Raw genomic sequence first — 19,400 nt, forward strand, 5'->3', positions numbered from 1 at the left:
CGCCCGACTCGAAGGCCCGGTTCCAATTGACCAGCGAAACGTGGCACTGCGGAAGGCAAGTGAAGATGTCCGGAGTACGCCCGGGAACACGTCACTACAGCGTTGTCTGTTCCTCATGCGGGACCCGCTACGAGGACGATGGCCTCCTCCTCGACTGCGCCCGTCTCCACGAACCGGCATTCCTGCGCACCGACTACAACAGAAGCGGAATCCCTGTCGGTGAAAACACTGGTCTCTTCCGGCACGCCCCGATGCTGCCGGTGGTGCGTACCTTCCCCGATGTCCCCGGCCCGGTCGTCCGGCCTGCCGAACGGCTCGGCGGCCGCCTCGGCCTCGACCGGCTGTGGGTTGCCTTCAACGGGTACTGGCCGGAACGGGAGGCGCACCTGCCCACCTGCACGTTCAAGGACTTGGAGGCCTACACGGTGCTCGGCCGGCTGCCCGCCGAGTCGCCTGTACTCGTCATCCCCTCGGCGGGCAACACGGCCGCCGCCTTCGCCTGGGCGGCCACCCGCCACCAGGTGCCCTGCCTGCTCGTGGTGCCCGCCCCGGCCCTGGAGCGGATGCGCTTCCCCGGCCCGCTCGACCCCTGCGTCCGGATCGTGGTCCTCGAAGGCACCGCCACCTACAGCGACGCCATCGCCTGCGCCGACCTGCTCGCCGCCCTGCCCGGCCATCACGCCGAGGGAGGCTCGCGCAACATCGGCCGTCGGGACGGCCTGGGCACCGTCATGCTGACCGCCGCCGAGGCTCTCGGGCGGCTGCCGGAGACCTATGTGCAGGCCGTCGGCAGCGGCACCGGCGCCATCGGTGCCCACGAGGCCGCACACCGGCTGCGCGCCGACGGCGAGCGCCTGCCCCGCCTCCTCATGTGCCAGAACGCGCCCTTCGCGCCGCTGTACGAAGCCTGGCGATGTACCGGAGCGGCTCCGGCCGACTGCGAGCACGAGCCGCTGGCTCGCGAACTGACCAACAGGCGTCCGCCGTTCGCGGTCTGCGGCGGGGTGCGCGACGTGCTCACCGAGAGCGGCGGCGACGTCCTGCGCACCGACAACGTCGCTGCCCTCGAGGCCATGGCCCTCTTCGAGGAGGTCGAGGGCATCGACATCGAACCGGGCGCCGGTGTGGCTTTGGCCGCCTTGGCCGAGGCGGCCCGGTCCGGCCACGTCCGCCGCGACGAACTCGTCCTGCTGAACATCACCGGCGGCGGCCGGGCCCGCCAGGCCCGCGACCTGGCGCTCATATCCGCCGAGCCCTGGCTGCGCGTGCCCTGGCCCGGCCGCGAAGAAGGCCCGCGGGCCGTCGCCGGACTGGTGGCCGAGCAGTCGAGCGGCTTCGTGACCGCCACGGAGGGCGTCCGATGACCGCCCCGCGCGCTCTGGAGGTCTCCGCCGCCCAGCGCTCCATGTGGTTCGGGCAGCGGCTCGATCCCGCCGGACCCGCCTACAACGTGGGCGAGTACACCGAGATTCACGGACCTGTCGACCCGGTGCGCTTCCGGGCGGCCGTCCGACAGGTCGTGGACGCCACCGAGGCGCTACGGGTCCGCTTCGCGGCCGCCGACGACTCCGTCCGCCAGTTCGTGGACACCGGTCCCACCCCGGAATTGCCCGTGGTCGACCTCACGGGCGAGCCCGACCCCCGGTCCGCCGCCGAAGCCTGGCTGGCCGCGGACTTCGCCGCGCCCTTCGACCTCGAACGGTCCCCGCTCTTCCGGTACGCCCTGCTGAAACTCGCCGACGCCCACTGGATCTGGTACCAGCCCTACCACCACATCGCTGTCGACGGCTACAGCTGCTCGCTCGTCGCGAGTCGGGTCGCCGCCGCCTACAGCGCCCTCGTCGCGGGCACACCGCACACCCCGCCATCGGCGCCCCTTGCTCCGCTGATCGAGGCGGACGAGGCCTACCGCTCAGGAGAACGGCACGCCCTCGACCGGGAGTTCTGGACAGCGGCGCTCGCCGACCGACCCGAGCCGGTGAGCCTGTCCACCCGGGCCCCGCACGTGGCCGGACGCTTCCTCCGCCGAACCGGTCATCTCTCGCAGGCCGCCGGGGACGTCGTGCACGCGGCAGCCGAATCGGCCGGCACACGCTGGTCACGTGTCGTGCTCGCGGCGACCGCCGCCTATCTCCACCGGCTCTCCGGCGCCCGCGACATCCTCCTGGGCCTCGCCGTCACCGCCCGCGAGAGCGAGACCGAACTCGGCACGCCGGGCATGGCGTCCAACGTGCTTCCGCTGCGCCTGTCCGTGCGGCCCGACACGGCCGCCCACGACCTCGTATGCCAGGCGGCGTCCGCCACCCGCGACCTGCTGGCGCACCAGCGCTACCGCGGCGAGGACCTGCGGCGTGAGCTGGACTGGCCACAGGGGGAGCGGCGCTTCTTCGGACCCGTCGTCAACATCATGGCGTTCGGGCCGGAGCTGCGCTTCGCAGGGCACGCCACCACACGCCACAACCTGTCCACGGGGCCCATCGAGGACCTCGCCGTCAACGTGTACGACCGTGCGGACGGCCACGGCATCCGCATCGACCTCGACGCCGGTCCCGGCCACTACACGGACACCGAACTCACCGCCCACCACCGGCGTTACGCACGCTTCGTGGAGCACTTCGCGGCGTCCGTCGTCGCCGGCACACCGATCGGCCGGATCGAGGTGACCCTGCCTGAGGAGCGGGCGGAGGCTCAGCTCGCCGGCCCAGTGGCCCGCGAGGGAGCGATGACCGTACCCGAGGTGTTCGCCGCCCACGCCGCCGCCACCCCGGACGCGACAGCGATACTCCAGGGCGAACACGAGAGCACCTACCGGCAGTTGAACTCCCGCGCCAACAGGATCGCGCATCGACTGATCGCCCTCGGCGTCCGCCCTGAGGACCGCGTCGCGGTCCTGATGAGCCGTTCCGGCGGACTCCTCACCGCGCTGCTGGCCGTGCTCAAGACCGGCGGTGCGTACGTCGGCCTCGACCCGCGCGCACCGGACGCCCGCACGCGGCACATCCTGGCTGAGACGGGTGCGAAGGTCCTGCTGAGCGACACCGTGCCCACCGAGTCGTACGAGGGCATGGTCGTGGTCGGAGCCGACGCCGCGACGCTCGACTCCGAACCGGACACGGACCCTGCCGTGCTCCTGCGTCCGGCCCAGCTCGCCTACATCAGCTACACCTCCGGCTCGACCGGCACCCCCAAAGGAGTCGCCGTCGCCCACCACGACGTCGTCGCCCTGGCCGCCGACTCGGCGTTCGGCGGCGGAGCGCATGCGCGGGTGCTGGTGCACTCGCCGACCGCGTTCGACGCCTCCACATACGAGATGTGGGTGCCGCTGCTGAACGGCGGCACCGCCGTGGTCGCCGGGCCGGAGGAGGACGTGGACGCCGCGGCCGTCGCCCGCCTGACGGAGCTCCACGGTCTGACGGCCCTGTGGCTGACCGCCGGGCTGTTCCGTCTCGCCGCCGCGGAGGATCCGGGCTGTTTCGCTGGGCTGCGCCAGGTGTGGACCGGTGGCGAGGCTGTCCCCGCCGACTCCGTGCGCCGAGTGCTGGCAGCGTGCCCGGGGCTGACGGTCACCGACGGTTACGGCCCGACGGAGACCACCACTTTCGCCACCTCCCGGCCCTCTTCGGCGGACACACCCGTCCCCGATCCGCTGCCGATCGGCAGCCCCCTCGACGGCATGCGCGCCTATGCCCTCGACACCGCCCTGCAGCTGCTCCCGCCGGGCACGGTGGGGGAGTTGTACGTCGCCGGGCCCGGTGTGGCCCGCGGCTACCTGGGTCGCCCGGGCGCGACCGCCGAACGCTTCGTCGCCGACCCGTACGGCCCGCCCGGCGCCCGCATGTACCGCACCGGTGACCGCGCACGCGTGACGGCCCACGGCGAGCTGGAGTTCCACGGCCGCGCGGACGGCCAGGTCAAGCTCCGCGGCTTCCGCGTCGAACCCGGCGAGATCGAAGCGACCCTCGCCGCCCACCCCGACGTCGCGCAGGCGGTGACTGTTCTCCGCGAGGACCGGCCCGGCGGTGACCGGCGGCTGATCGCGTACGCGGTGTGCGCGAATGGTGTCGCCTCCGCCCCGGACGCTCTGCGCGACCATCTCGCAGCCCACCTGCCCGATTACCTGGTCCCCTCAGCCGTCGTCGTCCTCGACCGGCTGCCGCTGACCCCCAACGGCAAGCTCGACCGGGCCGCACTCCCCGCGCCGCCCGACGCTGCCGCACCGCAGACGCACGCCGCCCCGCGCACCCCGCACGAGCAGGTCCTGTGTGCGCTCTTCGCCGACGTGCTCGGGCGGCCGGAGGCGGGCCCCGGCGACGGCTTCTTCGCGCTCGGCGGCCACTCGCTGCTCGCCCTGCGTCTGCTGGGCCGCATCCGCACCACCCTCGGCGTCGGCCTGACGCTGCGCGATGTCTTCCAGGCGCCCACTCCGACCGGGCTGGCCCGGCTGCTGGACCGTGCCGCGACTGCCGGACGCCCCGCCCCGCGGCCGACTCCGCGCGCGACACAGGGGGAGGCCCCCTTGTCGTCCGCCCAACGGCGGCTGTGGTTCCTGCACCGTCTCGAGGGTCCGAGCGCGGCCTACAACATCCCCCTCGCTCTACGGCTGACCGGAGCCGGCCTCGACGTGGACGCCCTGCGCTCGGCCCTCGCCGACCTCGCCGCCCGGCACGAGATCCTGCGCACCGTCTACCCGGACGCCGACGGTCGTCCGTGCCAGCGATACCTGGAACCGGCCGCGTTGGACCTGGAAGTCGTCGAACGCGTCGCCGAGGCGGACCTGCACCATCAGCTGGGTCGGCTGGCGGGAGCCGGGTTCCGGATCGACGAGGACACTCCGTTCCGTGCACACCTCCTGGTCCTCGGCCCCGAGGACCACGTGCTCCTCCTCGTCCTGCACCACATCGCCGGTGACGGCTGGTCCCTGGACCCCCTCCTGCGCGACCTGGCGGCCGCCTACCGGGCCCGTCAGAACGGGCAGAAGCCGGACTGGGCGCCACTGCCCGTGCAGTACGCCGACTACTGCTTCTGGCAGCACGAGGTGCTCGGCGACGACCGGGAGCGTCAGCTCGACCACTGGCGCGAGGCACTCGCCGGGCTCCCCGACGAACTCCCGCTCCCCGCCGACCGCCCGCGGCCCGCACACGCCACCCACCAGGGCGGCGACATCCCCGTCCGGCTGGACACAGATCTGCACCGGCGGCTGCGCGCGCTCGCCGGAGAGACCGGCACCACGGTTTTCATGGTCGTGCAGGCGGGACTCGCCGCCCTCCTCACACGGCTGGGCGCAGGCACCGACATCCCGCTCGGCACCCCGGTCGCCGGCCGCTCCGACGAGGTGCTGGACGACCTGGTCGGCTGCTTCGTCAACACGCTCGTCCTGCGCACCGACACCTCGGGCGACCCCGGCTTCCGGGAACTCCTGGGCCGGGTACGGGAGAGCGACCTGGCGGCCTACGCCCACCAGGAGCTGCCGTTCGAGCACTTGGTGGAAGCCCTCAATCCGCCCCGCTCGCTCGCGCGGCACCCGTTGTTCCAGGTGATGCTGGCCTTCCGCCCCACTGCCGGGCCCCGCCTCGACCTCCCCGGACTGCACACCCGTACGCTGCCCGTGGAGACCGGGGCCACCAAGATCGACCTGACCTTCAACCTGGGCGAGAACCACACCGCCGACGGCTCCCCGGACGGCATCGAGGGCCTCCTCCAGTACAGCGCCGACCTGTTCGACCGGCGCACCGCCGAGGAACTGGCCGCCCGTCTGGAGCGGTTGCTGCATGCCGCGGCTCGCGAGCCCGACCGGAGGATCGGTGCGCTCGACATCCTCACGGACGGCGAACGCCACCGGCTGCTGGAAGAGTTCAACGACACGGCACGCGAGCTGCCGGACACGACCTTCCCCCGGCTCTTCGAGGCACGCGTCGCCGAGCTGCCGGACGCGGTCGCGGTCGAGGACGGCACGACGTCACTCACGTACCGGCAACTCGACCTCAGGGCAGACCGGTTGGCCTGCGTACTCGTCTCGCACGGTGCCGGGCCGGGCCGGATCGTCGCGTTCTCGCTGGCCCGTTCGGTCGACCTGGCGGTCGCCGTGCTCGCCGTTCTCAAAGCGGGCGCCGCCTATCTGCCGCAGGATCCGGAACAGCCGGCCGAGCGCACCGCCCGTCTGCTCGCCGACGCGGAGCCGGTGTGTCTGATCACCCGTGACCCGCGCCCTGCCCACTGCCCGGTCGGCTGCTCCGTAGTGGATCCCGACGCCGTCCCGGACGATCCGGACGTGCCCCTGCCCGAGGCCCGGCCCGCCGACCCCGCGTACCTGATCTACACCTCCGGCACCACAGGCCGCCCCAAGGGCGTCGTCCTGGAGCACCGCAACCTCACCACCTACGTGGCCCGCTGCGTGGAGGCGTACCCGAGCCTGCGCGGCACCTCGCTGCTGCACGCCACGATGTCCTTCGACGCCACCGTGACCACCCTGCACGGGGCGCTCGCCGCAGGTGGTCGGGTGCACATCGCAGGCTTCCACGACGCGGGCGCGGCACCCCTGAACGGCGGCTACACCTTCCTCAAGGCGACACCCAGCCACCTCCCGTTGCTGCCCGCCCTGCCGCACGATCTGTCGCCGGCCGAGGAGTTCATGCTCGGAGGTGAGGCGCTGGTCGGCGAGGTCCTGCGCGGCTGGCGCCGGGACCACCCCGACGTACGCCTGATCAACCACTACGGCCCGACGGAACTCACCGTCGGCTGCACCGACCATCGAATCGAGCCCGGTGAAGAGCTGCCGACGGGTCCGGTGCCGATCGGCCGCCCCATGTGGAACACCCGGGCGTACGTGCTCGATGCCCGCCTGAACCCCGTACCGGTCGGTGTCGAGGGCGAGCTGTACGTCGCCGGTGACCAGGTGGCACGTGGCTACTGGAGGCGGCCGGGCCTGACCGCCGAGCGGTTCGTCGCCGATCCCTTCGGGCCGTCCGGCCGGCGCATGTACCGGACCGGTGACCTGGCCGTACGGCGGGTCGACGGCACTCTGGAGCTGCGCGGGCGGGCCGATGGCCAGCTCAAGATCCGCGGCCTGCGGATCGAGCCCGGCGAGATCGAGGGCGTGCTCACCTCCCATCCGGCTGTCGCCCAGGCCGCGGTGGTGGTGCGGGAGGACCGGGCGGGCGTACGGCGCCTGGTCGGGTACGTCGTCGGAGGCGCCGAGGCCGACGGCCCGGCCCTCCTCGCGCACACCGCCCGGCAGCTGCCCGCCCACATGGTCCCCGAGGCGCTCGTCACGCTCGACGCGCTGCCGATGACGCCCAACGGCAAGCTGGACCGCGCCGCCCTGCCCGAACCGGTCACCGCCCGGGAGACGGCCCGCCGGGCGCCGCGTACTCCCCAGGAGGAGACGCTCAGGGAACTGTTCGCGGAGGTCCTCGGGATCACCGTCGACGGCATCGGTGCCGACGACGGGTTCTTCGACCTGGGCGGTGACAGCATCACCTCCATCCACCTGGTGAGCCGCGCGCTCGCCGCGGGGCTGAGGCTGACCCCGCGTGACGTGTTCGAGCAGCGTACGGCCGCCGGTCTGGCCGCCACGGCGGCGGCTCGCCCGGCGGTCGGCCCCGTCCAGGAACAAGACGCGCCGACCGGCCCACTGCCCCTCACTCCGTCCCTGCACCGGCTGCTCGAACGCGGCGGTCCGATCGGGGCGTTCAGCCAGTCCGTCCTGCTCGTCACGCCCGTGGGCGCCGACGAGAAGCGGCTGACGACCAGCTTGCAGGCCGTACTCGATCATCACGATGTGCTACGGCTGCGTCTGGCGCCCGACGGGCGGTCGGCGGAGATTCCGCCTCCGGGGACCGTCGACGCCGCCATGGTGCTGGCCCGCGTCACCGGCCCGGTGGACTTCGCCGCCGAGTCGCAGCGGTCGGCCTCGCGACTGCGCCCGGAGGCGGGCGGCCTGGTGCGTGCGGTGTGGTGTGATGCCGGTCCCGACCGGCCCGGACGGCTGTTGCTGACCGTCCACCACCTGGCGGTGGACGGGGTCTCCTGGCACATCCTGTGCTCCGACCTGGCCGCGGCCTGGCGCGAGGAGGAGTTGCCCGAGCGGGGTACCTCCTTCCGGCACTGGGCTCGCCTGCTCGAGCGGGAGGCCGGTACGCAGAGACGGCAGGCCGAACGGGACCTGTGGCGAGGGGTGTGGGAGGACCCGGGCCCGCAGCTGGGTCTCCGTCGGCCGGATCCCGGTCGGGACGTCGTCGGCGCGATGCGTCACCTCACCAGAACCCTCCCGGCCGAGGTCACCTCCGACCTGCTCACCAAGGTGCCCGCGGCGTTCCACGCCGGGCCCGAGGACGTCCTGATCGCGGCACTCGCCGCCACCTTCGCCGGATGGCGGCGGCACCCGGCGCTGCTGCTGGACATCGAGCGGCACGGCCGCGAGGACATCGCCGACGGCGTCGACCTGTCGCGTACGGTCGGCTGGTTCACCAGCGTCGTACCCGCACGCCTGGACCTCGCCGGAGTCGACACCGCGGACTCGCCTCAGGTCCTCAAGACCGTCAAGGAACAGCTGCGGTCCGTCCCGGACCACGGCATCGGATACGGCCTGCTCCGTCACCTCGACCCCGGCCACGGGCCGTTCCTCGCAGCCCTCCCGGCTCCGGAAGTCGGCTTCAACTATCTGGGCCGGACGGCCCGTTCAGGCGACGGCGACTGGTCGCTCGCGCCGGAAGCGCTGCGCGACCTGGGTGTCGTGCACGACCCGGCGATGCCCGTGGCCCACGGCCTGGAGATCACCGCCGTGACCACCGAGGACGGCCGGCTCGACACCACCTGGTCCTGGGCCCCCGGCATCTGGTCCGAGGACGACGTACGCGCCCTCGCGGACCGGTGGGTGGCGGAACTGAACGCCCAAGCCGAGAGGGGCACCGGTGCGACGGGCGGGCACACCCCGTCCGATCTGCCCCTGGTGTCGCTGTCCCAAGCAGAGATCGACGAACTCGAAGCCGAGTTCGGCAATGAGTGGAGGTAACCCACGGTGACTCGGTCCGGTTCCGGAATCGCCGACATCCTGCCCCTGTCGCCGTTGCAGGAAGGCCTGCTCTTCCACACCCTGTACGACGACGAGCAGGCCCCCGACCTCTACGCCACCCAGCAGATCCTGGAACTGACGGGCCAGGTCGACCCCGCCGCCGTGCGCGCCGCAGGGCAGGCCCTGCTCGACCGGCATCCCAACCTGCGTGCCTGCTTCCGTCGCCGGGACACCGGGCGGGCCCTGCAGATCGTGCCCACGGACGTCGAACTTCCCTGGGCCGAGGACGACCTGTCCACCCTCTCGGAGACGGAGCGCGACAAGGAATGGCAGCGGCTGCAGGACGAGGAGCGCGCCCGCCGCTTCGACCTCGCCAAGCCGCCGCTCCTGCGGTACCTGCTGGTCAAATGGAACGCTGACAGCTACCGCCTGCTCCTCACCAACCACCACATCCTGCTGGACGGCTGGTCGAAGCAGCTGCTGGTGCGCGAGTTCACCGCGCTGCACTCGGGCGAGCACCCGGCCGCCCTGCCGCCGGCGCCCGCATACCGCGACTACCTCGCCTGGCTGGGGCGGCAGGACCGCACCGCTGCCGAGACCGCCTGGCGCGAGACCCTGGCCGAGGTGGGCGAGCCCACGCTTCTCGCCCGGGGGCGACCGGCGCCACCACCACCGTCCTGCCCCGGGACCTGGTCGTCGAGCTTCCCGAGCAGCTGACCAGCGTCGGTGAGGCCACGGCCCGGTCCCTCGGAATCACCCTCAACACGCTCGTCCAGGGCGCCTGGGGCGTGCTGCTCGGCCGGCTCACCGGCCGCACCGACGTCGTCTTCGGCCAGGCGGTGACCGTCCGCCCGCCCGAACTGCCGAACATCGCGTCCATGGTCGGCTTCTGCATCAACACCGTTCCCACCCACGTGCGTTGGAGCGAGGACAGCACCGTCGACGATCTCCTCACCGAGCTCCACCAGCGACAGGCGGCCCTGCTGCCGCACCAGCACCTGGGCCTCGCCGACATCCGGCGCGCCGCGGGGAGCGGCGGCGAACTCTTCGACTCCCTCCTGGCCTTCGAGAACCACCCGGCCGCCGGCGCCCCCGGAACGTCCCGGGTCACCCAGCTCACCGGCCGCGACGCCACCCACTACCCCCTCACTCTCGCCGTCCTGCCCGGCCGCCGCCTCGCCCTGCGCCTGTCCTACCGGCCCGGCCTGTACGACGAGACGGGCGCCCGGCAGCTCCTGGACCGCTTCGCCGCGGTCCTGGAGGCCTTCGTGGCCGATCCCACGCGCCGCGTACGCGAAGTGGAGATCCTGCTGCCGGGAGAGCGGCAGCGGATGCTGGAGAAGTGGCAGGGCATGGCTCCGGCCGGCACACCGACGGACACCTTGCCCGCGCTCTTCGCCCGCCAGGCCGCCCGCACCCCCGACGCCACCGCCGTCGTGTACGAGGACACCCGGCTCACCTACGCCGACCTCGACGCCCGTGCCGAACGGCTGGCCCGGCTGCTCGCCTCCCGCGGTGCGGGGCCTGAGCGGCTGGTGGCGCTCGCGCTGCCCCGCTCGCCGGAACTCGTGGTGGCGATCCTCGCGGTCCTCAGGACGGGCGCCGCCTATGTGCCCGTCGACCCCGAATATCCCGCGGACCGCCTGGCCTTCACACTGGCCGACTGCGCCCCCGTGCTGCTGGTGACCACCGGCGACGTCGCCCCCGGCCTCCCCGCCTCCCAGATCCCCGTCGTCCTGCTCGACGACCCGGAATTCTCCGCCGAACCCCACGCACCCACCGTGGACCTGCGGAGCGATCACGCCGCGTACGTCATCTACACCTCGGGCTCCACGGGCCGCCCCAAGGGCGTGGCGGTCACGCACCGCAACGTCGTGCGGCTCTTCGACCGCACCCGGCACTGGTTCGACTTCGGCCCGGACGACGTGTGGACGCTCTTCCACTCCTATGCCTTCGACTTCTCGGTGTGGGAGCTGTGGGGCGCGCTGCTGCACGGTGGCACGCTCGTGGTCGTCCCGCACGCGGTGAGCCGGGATCCGGAGGCGTTCCTGCGGCTGCTGGCCCGCGAGCGCGTCACGGTGCTGAACCAGACGCCCTCGGCATTCGGTGAACTCCTGCGCGCGGACGCCGCCCTGCCCGACGTCAGGCGCGAACTGGTCCTGCGATACGTGGCCTTCGGTGGTGAGGCACTCGACTTCACGCGGGTCGCCGAGTGGTACACCCGGCACCCGCAGGACGCGCCCGTACTGGTCAACATGTACGGCATCACCGAGACGACGGTGCATGTCACGGGTCTTCCCCTGACCGAACCCGCGGTACGTGAAGGGCCTCGGACAGCAGGCATCGGACACGCTCTCCCCGACCTGCGCGCCTACGTCCTGGACGTGGGTCTCCGACTGGTGCCGCCCGGTGCCACCGGAGAGTTGTACGTGGCGGGAGCGGGCCTGGCCCGCGGATACCTCGGGCGGCCAGGGCTGACGGCGGGGCGCTTCGTCGCCGACCCCTTCGCGGCCGTCGCGGGTGAACGGATGTACCGTACGGGCGACTTGGTGCGTCAGTCGGCCGAAGGGGAGCTGGAGTACCTGGGCCGGGCGGACGACCAGGTCAAGATCCGGGGCTTCCGTATCGAACTCGGCGAGGTCGAGGCGGCGCTCGCAAGCCACCCCGACGTGACACAGGCCGTCGTCCTCGTACGGGACGGGCGGCTGGTCGGCTATGCCGTGGGACCAGTCCTCGTCGACGCGGACGCTCTGCGCCGCCACGCGGGGCGGACGCTGCCGGACCACATGGTCCCCTCCGCGGTGGTCGTCCTCGACCGGTTGCCCCTGACCTCCAACGGCAAGCTGGACCGCGCCGCCCTGCCCGCGCCTTCCACGGAGAGCGGGGGCCGTGCCCCGCGCACCCCGCAGGAGGAGATCCTGTGCGGGCTCTTCGCCGACGTTCTCGGCCTGGACCCGCACCAGGTCGGCGCGGACGACGGCTTCTTCGACCTCGGCGGCGACTCCTTGCTCGCCATGCGACTCGGCGACCGCATGAGGAGCGTGCTGGGCACTGCGCTGCCCGTACGGGCGGTGTTCGAGGCGGTGACCCCCGCAGGGCTGGCCGTGCGGCTCAGCGAGAGCGAGGGCGGCGCCGGGCGTCCCGAGCTCACGGCGCGGGAACGCGGACACGCTCCGATTCCACTGTCGTACGCCCAGCAGCGGCTGTGGTTCCTGGGCCGCCTCGACGGCAGCAACACCTACATCGTTCCCTGGGCCCTGCGCCTCACCGGCCCCCTCGACCGTCCGGCCCTGGAGGCGGCGCTCACCGACGTCGTGACGCGCCACGAACCGCTGCGTACCCTCCACCCCGACTTCCAGGGCATTCCGTACCAGCGGATCCTGGACCCGGAGGCGGGACGCCGGAGCCTCACCGTCGTACCGGCCACCGAAGCGGAACTCGCCGCGCTGCTCACCGCCGCCGCAGGGCACCGCTTCGACCTGTCCGCCGAAACGCCGCTGCGCCCCACCCTGTTCAGGCTCGACGACGACACACACGTCCTGCTGCTGCTCGCCCACCACATCGCCGTCGACGGCTGGTCCATGGCGCCGCTGATGCGCGACCTGGAGACGGCGTACACGGCCCGGACCACCGGATGTGCCCCGCAGTGGGGGCCGCTGCCCGTCCAGTACGCCGACTTCGCACGCTGGCAGCGCGAACTGCTCGACACGGCGACAGGCGAGACACAGAGCCTGCTGGAACGTCAGACGGCCTTCTGGCGAGAGGCCCTGGCAGGCGCTCCGGAGGAGTTGCCGCTCCCCGCCGACCGCCCCAGGCCCGCCGAGCCCAGCGGACGGGGCGACCGCGCCGGCTTCACGGTCGACGCAGGGCTGCACGCCGCACTCGCCGACCTGGCCTCGGAGTCCCGGGTCACCCTCTTCATGGCGCTCCAGGCCGGGCTCGCCGCGACGCTGACCAGGCTCGGTTCGGGCACCGACGTCACGATGGGTACGCCGGTCGCCGGACGGGCCGACAGCAGGCTGGACGACCTGGTCGGCTTCTTCGTCAACAGTCTCACTTTGCGCACCGACACCTCTGGCAACCCCACCTTCCGTGAACTCCTGGTCCGTGTCCGGGACTTCGATCTCGCCGCCTACGCCCACCAGGACGTGCCGTTCGACCTCCTCGTGGACGCCCTCAGCCCGCGGCGCACCCTCGCCCGCCACCCGCTGTTCCAGGTCATGCTGGCCTTCACCGGTCACGCCTCGGACGTCGACCTGTCCCTGCCCGGCCTGGACGTCGAACGCGAGCCCGTCGAGACCGGCGCGGCCCGCTTCGACCTCTGCCTCTACCTGGGCGAGCGCCGCCACGGCGACGGCACCCCGGCAGGCATCGACGGCGTCGCCGAGTACAGCACCGACCTGTTCGACCCGGCCACGGCCAAGCGGCTCACACGGTGCCTCGTCCGCTTCCTGGCCGCAGTCGCCGCCGACCCCGACCTGCGCATCGAGTCCGTGGACCTCCCGGAGGACGACACGCGTCGGCAACTCGACGCGCCGACGCCTACGCCCGACGTACAGCCGGACCGCGAGGTGCAGCCCGCGCCGGGGGCAGCCGATGTCACCGGGCCCGCCGGAGGGCAGGAACCAGAGACCCCGGCCGAGCGCGTCCTCGCCGCACTCTTCCGCGAGCTGCTCAGCCTGCCCGAAGTCCCCCTCGACGAGGACTTCTTCGCCCTCGGCGGCGACAGCATCTCCTCGATCCGACTCGTGAGCCGGGCAGCCGAGGCCGGAGTCGTGATCAGCGCCCGGGACGTCTTCAAGCACCAGACGGTCAAGGAGCTGGCGGCGGTGGCTCGTGGGCCGGTGGGCGGTGGGGGAGCGGTGAGCCGGCCCGGCAACGTGGGGACGGTCGACGGCTCGGCCGACGGCGTGGGAGCGGACGGCGTCCATGACGTCAACGGTGTGGGCCCGGTCCCGCTCACTCCCATCATGCGATGGCTGCTCGAACGCGGCGGCCCCATCGGGCGGTTCAGCCAGTCCGTCCTGCTGACGGTCCCGGCGGGCGCCGGTCTGCCACGGCTGACCGACGCCCTGCAGGCCGTGCTCGACCACCACGACATGCTGCGCTCCCGGCTCACCCCGAGCATGGAACTCGACGTCAGCCCGGCCGGCGGCGTCCGCGCCGCGGACCTGCTCGACCGCCGGGACGTCTTCGCCATGTCCGGAACCGACGAACTCCACGCGTGCGTGGCCGAGGAGTCCGACACGGCCCTGGGACTGCTCGATCCGGTTGCCGGGGCGATGGTCCGAGCCGTGTGGTTCGACGCCGGACCGGACCGGGCGGGGCGGTTGCTGCTGGCCGTCCACCATCTGGCCGTGGACGGTGTGTCCTGGAGCATTCTCGTATCCGATCTGAAGGCCGCCTGGGAGGCCCTGGTCGCCGGGCGCGGCCCCCAACTGCCTCCCGTCACATCGTCGTTCCGCCACTGGTCCATGGGGCTGGGCCGACAGGCGAGCATGCCGTCGCGGGTCGCCGAGGCCGAGCTGTGGCGCCGTATCGCCGACGCCCCGCGTGCCAAGCTGGGTCGGCGCCCACTCGACCCCGACCGCGACACCGCCGCCACCACGCGCTCACTGCGACTCGCCCTGCCGCCCGAGACCACCAGGCCGCTGCTCACCAGCGTCCCGGCCGCCTTCCACGCCGGTGTCCAGGATGTCCTGCTCACCGGCTTGGCGCTGGCCGTCGCCGACCGGCAGGACTCCCCGCACGTCGTGCTCGACGTCGAGGGACACGGCCGAGAGGAGCTGGTGCCCGGGCTCGATCCGTCGGGCACGGTCGGCTGGTTCACCTCCCTCTACCCGGTCCACCTGGACCTTCAGGGAGTGGACGTGGGCGACGCCCTGGCGGGCGGACCCGCCGCCGACCTCGCCGCCACCCGGGTCACGGAGCGGCTGCGCGAACTGCCCGACCACGGCGCGGGACACGGCCTCCTGCGCCACCTCAACCCGGACACGGCACCCGAGTTGGCCAAGGCAGCCACACCGGCCATCGGCTTCAACTATCTCGGCCGGTTCAGCGCCCCGGGAACCACCGGCACCGGGCTGTGGGCCTTCGCGCCCGAGTCGTCGGCACTCGGCGCCGGCTGTGACCCCGGCCTCGCCGCCGCCCATGCCCTCGACCTCAACGCGGTTGTCCACGACACGGCCGCCGGGCCGCGGCTGGTGGCCGACTGGGCGTACTGCGAGGGCGTGCTGAGCGAGCCGGAAGTGCGGGAGCTGGCCGAGTCCTGGTTCACCGCGCTCACCGCACTCGTGTCCCGGGCCGGGGGCGGCGCCGGCATGTCGGTCGAGGGCCTGTCCCGGGACGAGCTCGACGAGCTGACCGCGGGCCTCGACTAGCCCGACTTCCGACGAGACCCAGCAGCCCAGCCGAGCCAGAACACAGCGAGACGAGACGAGACGACATGACGCAGACCGGGCCCGTCGACGTGCTCCCCCTGACCCCACTCCAGGAGGGTCTGCTCTTCCACGCTCTCCACGAGCACGAACGGGATGCCCCCGACGTGTACGTCGTGCAGCTTGTCTTCGAACTCGAAGGCCTGGTGAACGCCGACCGCCTCCGCGCTGCCGCGCAGACACTGCTGGAACGCCACCCGAACCTGCGGGCGGCCTTCCGGCGGCGCCGCGGCGGCCAGCCGGTGCAGGTCATCCCGCGCCGGGCGACGCTGCCGTGGGCGGAAGCCGACCTGACCGAGTGGGACACCGACCCCGCGAAGGCGTGGACACAACTGCTGGACGAGGACCGCGCCCTCGGCTTCGACCCCGCCACCCCTCCCCTCCTGCGCTGCACCCTGATCCGAACCGGCGAGCGCCGTCACCGACTTCTCGTCACCCACCATCACATCCTGCTCGACGGCTGGTCGGTCACGGTTCTCCTGCGGGAACTGCTCGCGCTGTACGCCGCCGACGGCGACCCGGCCGTGCTCGCGCCCGTCCCGCCGTACCGCACTTTCCTCGAATGGCTGGGGCGCGGGGACCGTACCGCAGCCGAAGCCGCCTGGCGGGACGCGCTTGCCGACGTGACGGAACCGACCCGACTGGCCCCGGCCGCGACGCCGGGCGCCACCGACCCGGCACAGGCCCGGACCGAGCTGTCGGCGGACCTCGGAGCCACCCTCACGGCACGGGCCCGGAGCCTCGGCGTGACTGTCAACACCCTGGTCCAGGGCGCTTGGGCGATCCTGCTCGGCCGTCTGACGGGCCGTGACGACGTCGTCTTCGGCGCCACCGTCTCGGGCCGCCCGCCCGAACTCCCCGGTGTCGAGTCGATGGTCGGCCTGTTCATCAACACCATCCCGACACGCATTCGCCTGCGACCCGAACAGAGCCTGGGCGGCCTGCTCCGCGAGGTCCAGGACGGCTACGTCCGCCTCCTCGACCACCACCATGTCGGCCTGGCCGACATCCAGCGGGCCGTGGGCGTCCCGGAGCTCTTCGACAGCCTCGTCGTCTTCGAGAACTATCCGGCGGACCCGGAGGCCACGGGCGACGGGCGCGGCATCGGCGAAGTCGGCAACGTGCCGGATGGCGACGGCCGACGGCTGCGCCTCGTCGGATCAAGCGGTCGCGACGCCACCCACTATCCCGTGACCCTCGTGGCCCTCCCCGGTCCCCGGCCCCGCTTCCGGCTGGCCTACCACCCGGGACTGTTCGACGCCTGCTGGGCCGACGCCACGCTCGACCGCCTGGTGCGCATCCTCGAGGCCATGGCAACCGACCCGGAACTCCCGCAGGGCCGCCTGGGGCTCCTGGCACCCGAGGAACTCCCGCCGCGGACCCGCCTCACGCCGCCCGCCACCCACACCCTCACCGACCTCTGGTCGTCCCAGGCCGCGGCCACCCCGGACTCCGACGCCGTCCTGGACCGCGGCACTCGTCTCACGTACCACGAACTGGACGCCCGGGCCGAGCAATTGGCCAGTCGGCTCACGGCCCTGGGAGCAGGCCCCGAGCGAGTCGTCGGCATCGCGCTGCCCCGTACGGCGGAGCTGGTCGTCGCCGTCCTCGCGGTACTGAAGTCCGGTGCCGCCTATCTGCCGCTCGACCCCGCATACCCGGCCGACCGCCTGGCGTACATCGTCGCCGACGCTCGCCCGGTCGTCGTCCTCGCCACCGCGGAGACGGCGGGTGCCTTGCCGGAGGGCACACCCCTGCTCGATCCGGGCAGTGCGGTGGCAGAGCAGCAAAGCCGGCTCTCTCCGCGCAGCCTGACCCCGGACAACCTCGCCTACATCACCTACACCTCCGGCTCCACCGGCCGCCCCAAGGGTGTTCTGGCCACGCACCGCAACGCCGTCGAGTTCGTCGAGTGGACGCACACCGAGTTCGGGCCCGAACGGCTCGCCAGAACGCTGTTCTCGACCTCGCTCAACTTCGACGTGTCGGTGTTCGAGATCTTCTCGCCGCTGCTGTGCGGCGGCCGGATCGAGATCGTCGAGAACCTCCTCGCACTCACCGACGGCACCCCACGGGACGCAGGCCTGATCAGCGGCGTACCCACGGTCATGGCCGGCGTGCTCGCCGAGCAGCCGGCCGTGTCACCGCACACGGTGGCCCTCGGCGGCGAACCGATCCCCGAACAGCTCGGGGCCGGCATCGAGGCCGCCTTCCCCGGAGCACGGCTCGTCAACTTCTACGGGCCCACCGAGGCGACCGTCTACGCCACCGCCTGGCAGTCCGACGCCGGCCCGAACGACAGGACCGCCCCACCCATCGGCCGCCCCCTCGCCCGCAACCTCGTCCACCTCCTCGACCAAGCGCTGCATCCCGTGCCCGACGGGGCCGTCGGTGAGCTGTACGTGTCGGGCGGCGGCCCCGCCCGCGGCTACCTCGGCAGGCCGGGTCTGACGGCCGGGCGGTTCGTCGCCGACCCGTTCGGCGGACCGGGGGAGCGCATGTACCGCACGGGCGACCTGGCGGTGCGCGGATCCGACGGACAACTGCGCTTCCTGGGCCGGGCCGACCACCAGGTCAAGCTTCGCGGCTTCCGGATCGAACTGGGCGAGATCGAAGCCGCACTCGCCGCACATCCGGTTGTCGTCAAGGCGGCAGCCACCGTGAGGGAGGACCAGCGAGGCGAGAAACAACTGGTCGCCTACGTCGTATCTCCAAAAGCCGTTGCCGTGACCGCCGACGACCTCCGCGACCATCTCGCCCGCACCCTCCCCGCCCACATGATCCCCTCGGCGTTCGTCTCACTCGAAGCCCTCCCGCACACCGCCAGTGGCAAGCTGGACCGCAAGGCGCTGCCCGCCCCCGACGCTCCGCTCGCTGCGAAGACGGCGCCGCGTACCGAGCTCGAGGGGGTCCTGCGCAGCCTCTTCGCCGAGGTACTCCGCCTGGCCCCGGCCCAGGTCGGCGTCCACGACGGCTTCCTCGACCTCGGCGGCCACTCCCTGCTGGCACCCCGCCTGACCTCCCGCGTCAGCGCCGAACTGGGCGTCGACCTGCCCATGCGCGCCCTCTTCCACTCGCCAACCGTGGCGGCGCTGGCCCGACGTCTGGACGAAGGTGACCAGCGCGCCTGCGACGGATCCGGTACGGCCCCCGTCGGCCCCCTGCTCCCGCTGCGCACTCGAGGCGATGGCGAACCCCTGTTCTGCCTTCCTCCGGCCTCCGGTCTGTCCTGGGGCTTCGCCGGGCTGGCCCGCCACATCGACCCCGACCGCCCGCTGTACGGCCTGCAGTCCCGTGGCCTGATCCCGGGCCAGCAGCGGGCCGGCAGCCTGGACGAGGTGGTGGCCGAGCACACCGCTCTCATCCGCGAGATACAGCCGCACGGCCCCTACCACCTGCTCGGCTACTCCATGGGCGGCCTCGTCGCGTACGACGTCGCCGTCGGCCTCCAGGCGGCGGGAGAAAAGGTCGCGCTCCTCGGGCTGTTCGACTCCTTTCCCGGGGCGTGGATACGACAGGGCCCCACCTTGCCGGACCGCCCGACGCTGCTGCGCAGCCTCCTCACCATCCTCGGCCGGCCGGCACCCGACGACGAGACGGAACCGCTGACCGAGAGCCGGTTCGCGGAGCTGGTCCGCCGCGTACCCGACATGCCCGGCAGTCTCGATGACGCCGAACTGGCGGCCTTGGTGGACGTGACGGCGAACAACCGGCGCCTGCTGGGTGAGTTCGCCCCTACGCAGTACCGGGGGGATCTGCTCTTCTTCACCGCCGCACAGGATCCGGACGCGATCCCCGACCGGTACCGCGCCTGGCAGCCGTACGTCGAAGGCCACGTCGACAACCACGACATCCCCTGCACGCACGGAGAGATGACCCGGCCCACGGCACTGGACCGCATCGGCCCGGTGCTGGACAGCCGGCTCCGGAAGTAGTCCGAAAGCACCGGGCGC

The 19,400-nt window shown here is 72.6% G+C and carries 5 protein-coding genes; all 5 read left to right on the forward strand.

The genetic code is table 11. From position 1 onward, the window contains the following. Nucleotides 1–65: 65 nt before the first annotated feature. Nucleotides 66–1,364, forward strand: coding sequence for a cysteate synthase (locus tag ACQEV8_RS37840; RefSeq protein WP_432969970.1), 1,299 nt, complete (start codon nt 66–68; stop codon nt 1,362–1,364). After that, nucleotides 1,361–9,010 carry an amino acid adenylation domain-containing protein gene (locus ACQEV8_RS37845; protein ID WP_432969973.1) on the forward strand — a complete coding sequence of 2,550 codons (7,650 nt, stop codon included), beginning with the start codon at nt 1,361–1,363 and terminating at the stop codon, nt 9,008–9,010. The genes ACQEV8_RS37840 and ACQEV8_RS37845 overlap by 4 nt, the downstream gene beginning before the upstream one ends. A gap of 6 nt (nt 9,011–9,016) precedes the next feature. Then, on the forward strand, nt 9,017–9,727 hold the full coding sequence (locus tag ACQEV8_RS37850; protein ID WP_432969976.1) for a condensation domain-containing protein: 711 nt from the start codon (nt 9,017–9,019) through the stop codon (nt 9,725–9,727). After that, nucleotides 9,724–15,390, forward strand: coding sequence for an amino acid adenylation domain-containing protein (locus tag ACQEV8_RS37855; protein WP_432973288.1), 5,667 nt, complete (start codon nt 9,724–9,726; stop codon nt 15,388–15,390). The genes ACQEV8_RS37850 and ACQEV8_RS37855 overlap by 4 nt, the downstream gene beginning before the upstream one ends. Nucleotides 15,391–15,455: 65 nt before the next feature. Then, nucleotides 15,456–19,382, forward strand: a complete 3,927-nt coding sequence (locus ACQEV8_RS37860) for an amino acid adenylation domain-containing protein (protein ID WP_432969979.1) — start codon at nt 15,456–15,458, stop codon at nt 19,380–19,382. Nucleotides 19,383–19,400 lie beyond the last annotated feature (18 nt).

It is taken from the genome of Streptomyces sp. CA-179760, assembly GCF_050937045.1.
In the GTDB taxonomy this organism is placed as follows: Bacteria; Actinomycetota; Actinomycetes; order Streptomycetales; family Streptomycetaceae; genus Streptomyces.

Bases quoted from the DNA above. Each gene is read 5' to 3' on its own strand.
- ACQEV8_RS37840 (WP_432969970.1), top strand. From the start codon at position 66: ATGTCCGGAGTACGCCCGGGAACACGTCACTACAGCGTTGTCTGTTCC.
- ACQEV8_RS37845 (WP_432969973.1), top strand. From the start codon at position 1,361: ATGACCGCCCCGCGCGCTCTGGAGGTCTCCGCCGCCCAGCGCTCCATG.
- ACQEV8_RS37860 (WP_432969979.1), top strand. From the start codon at position 15,456: ATGACGCAGACCGGGCCCGTCGACGTGCTCCCCCTGACCCCACTCCAG.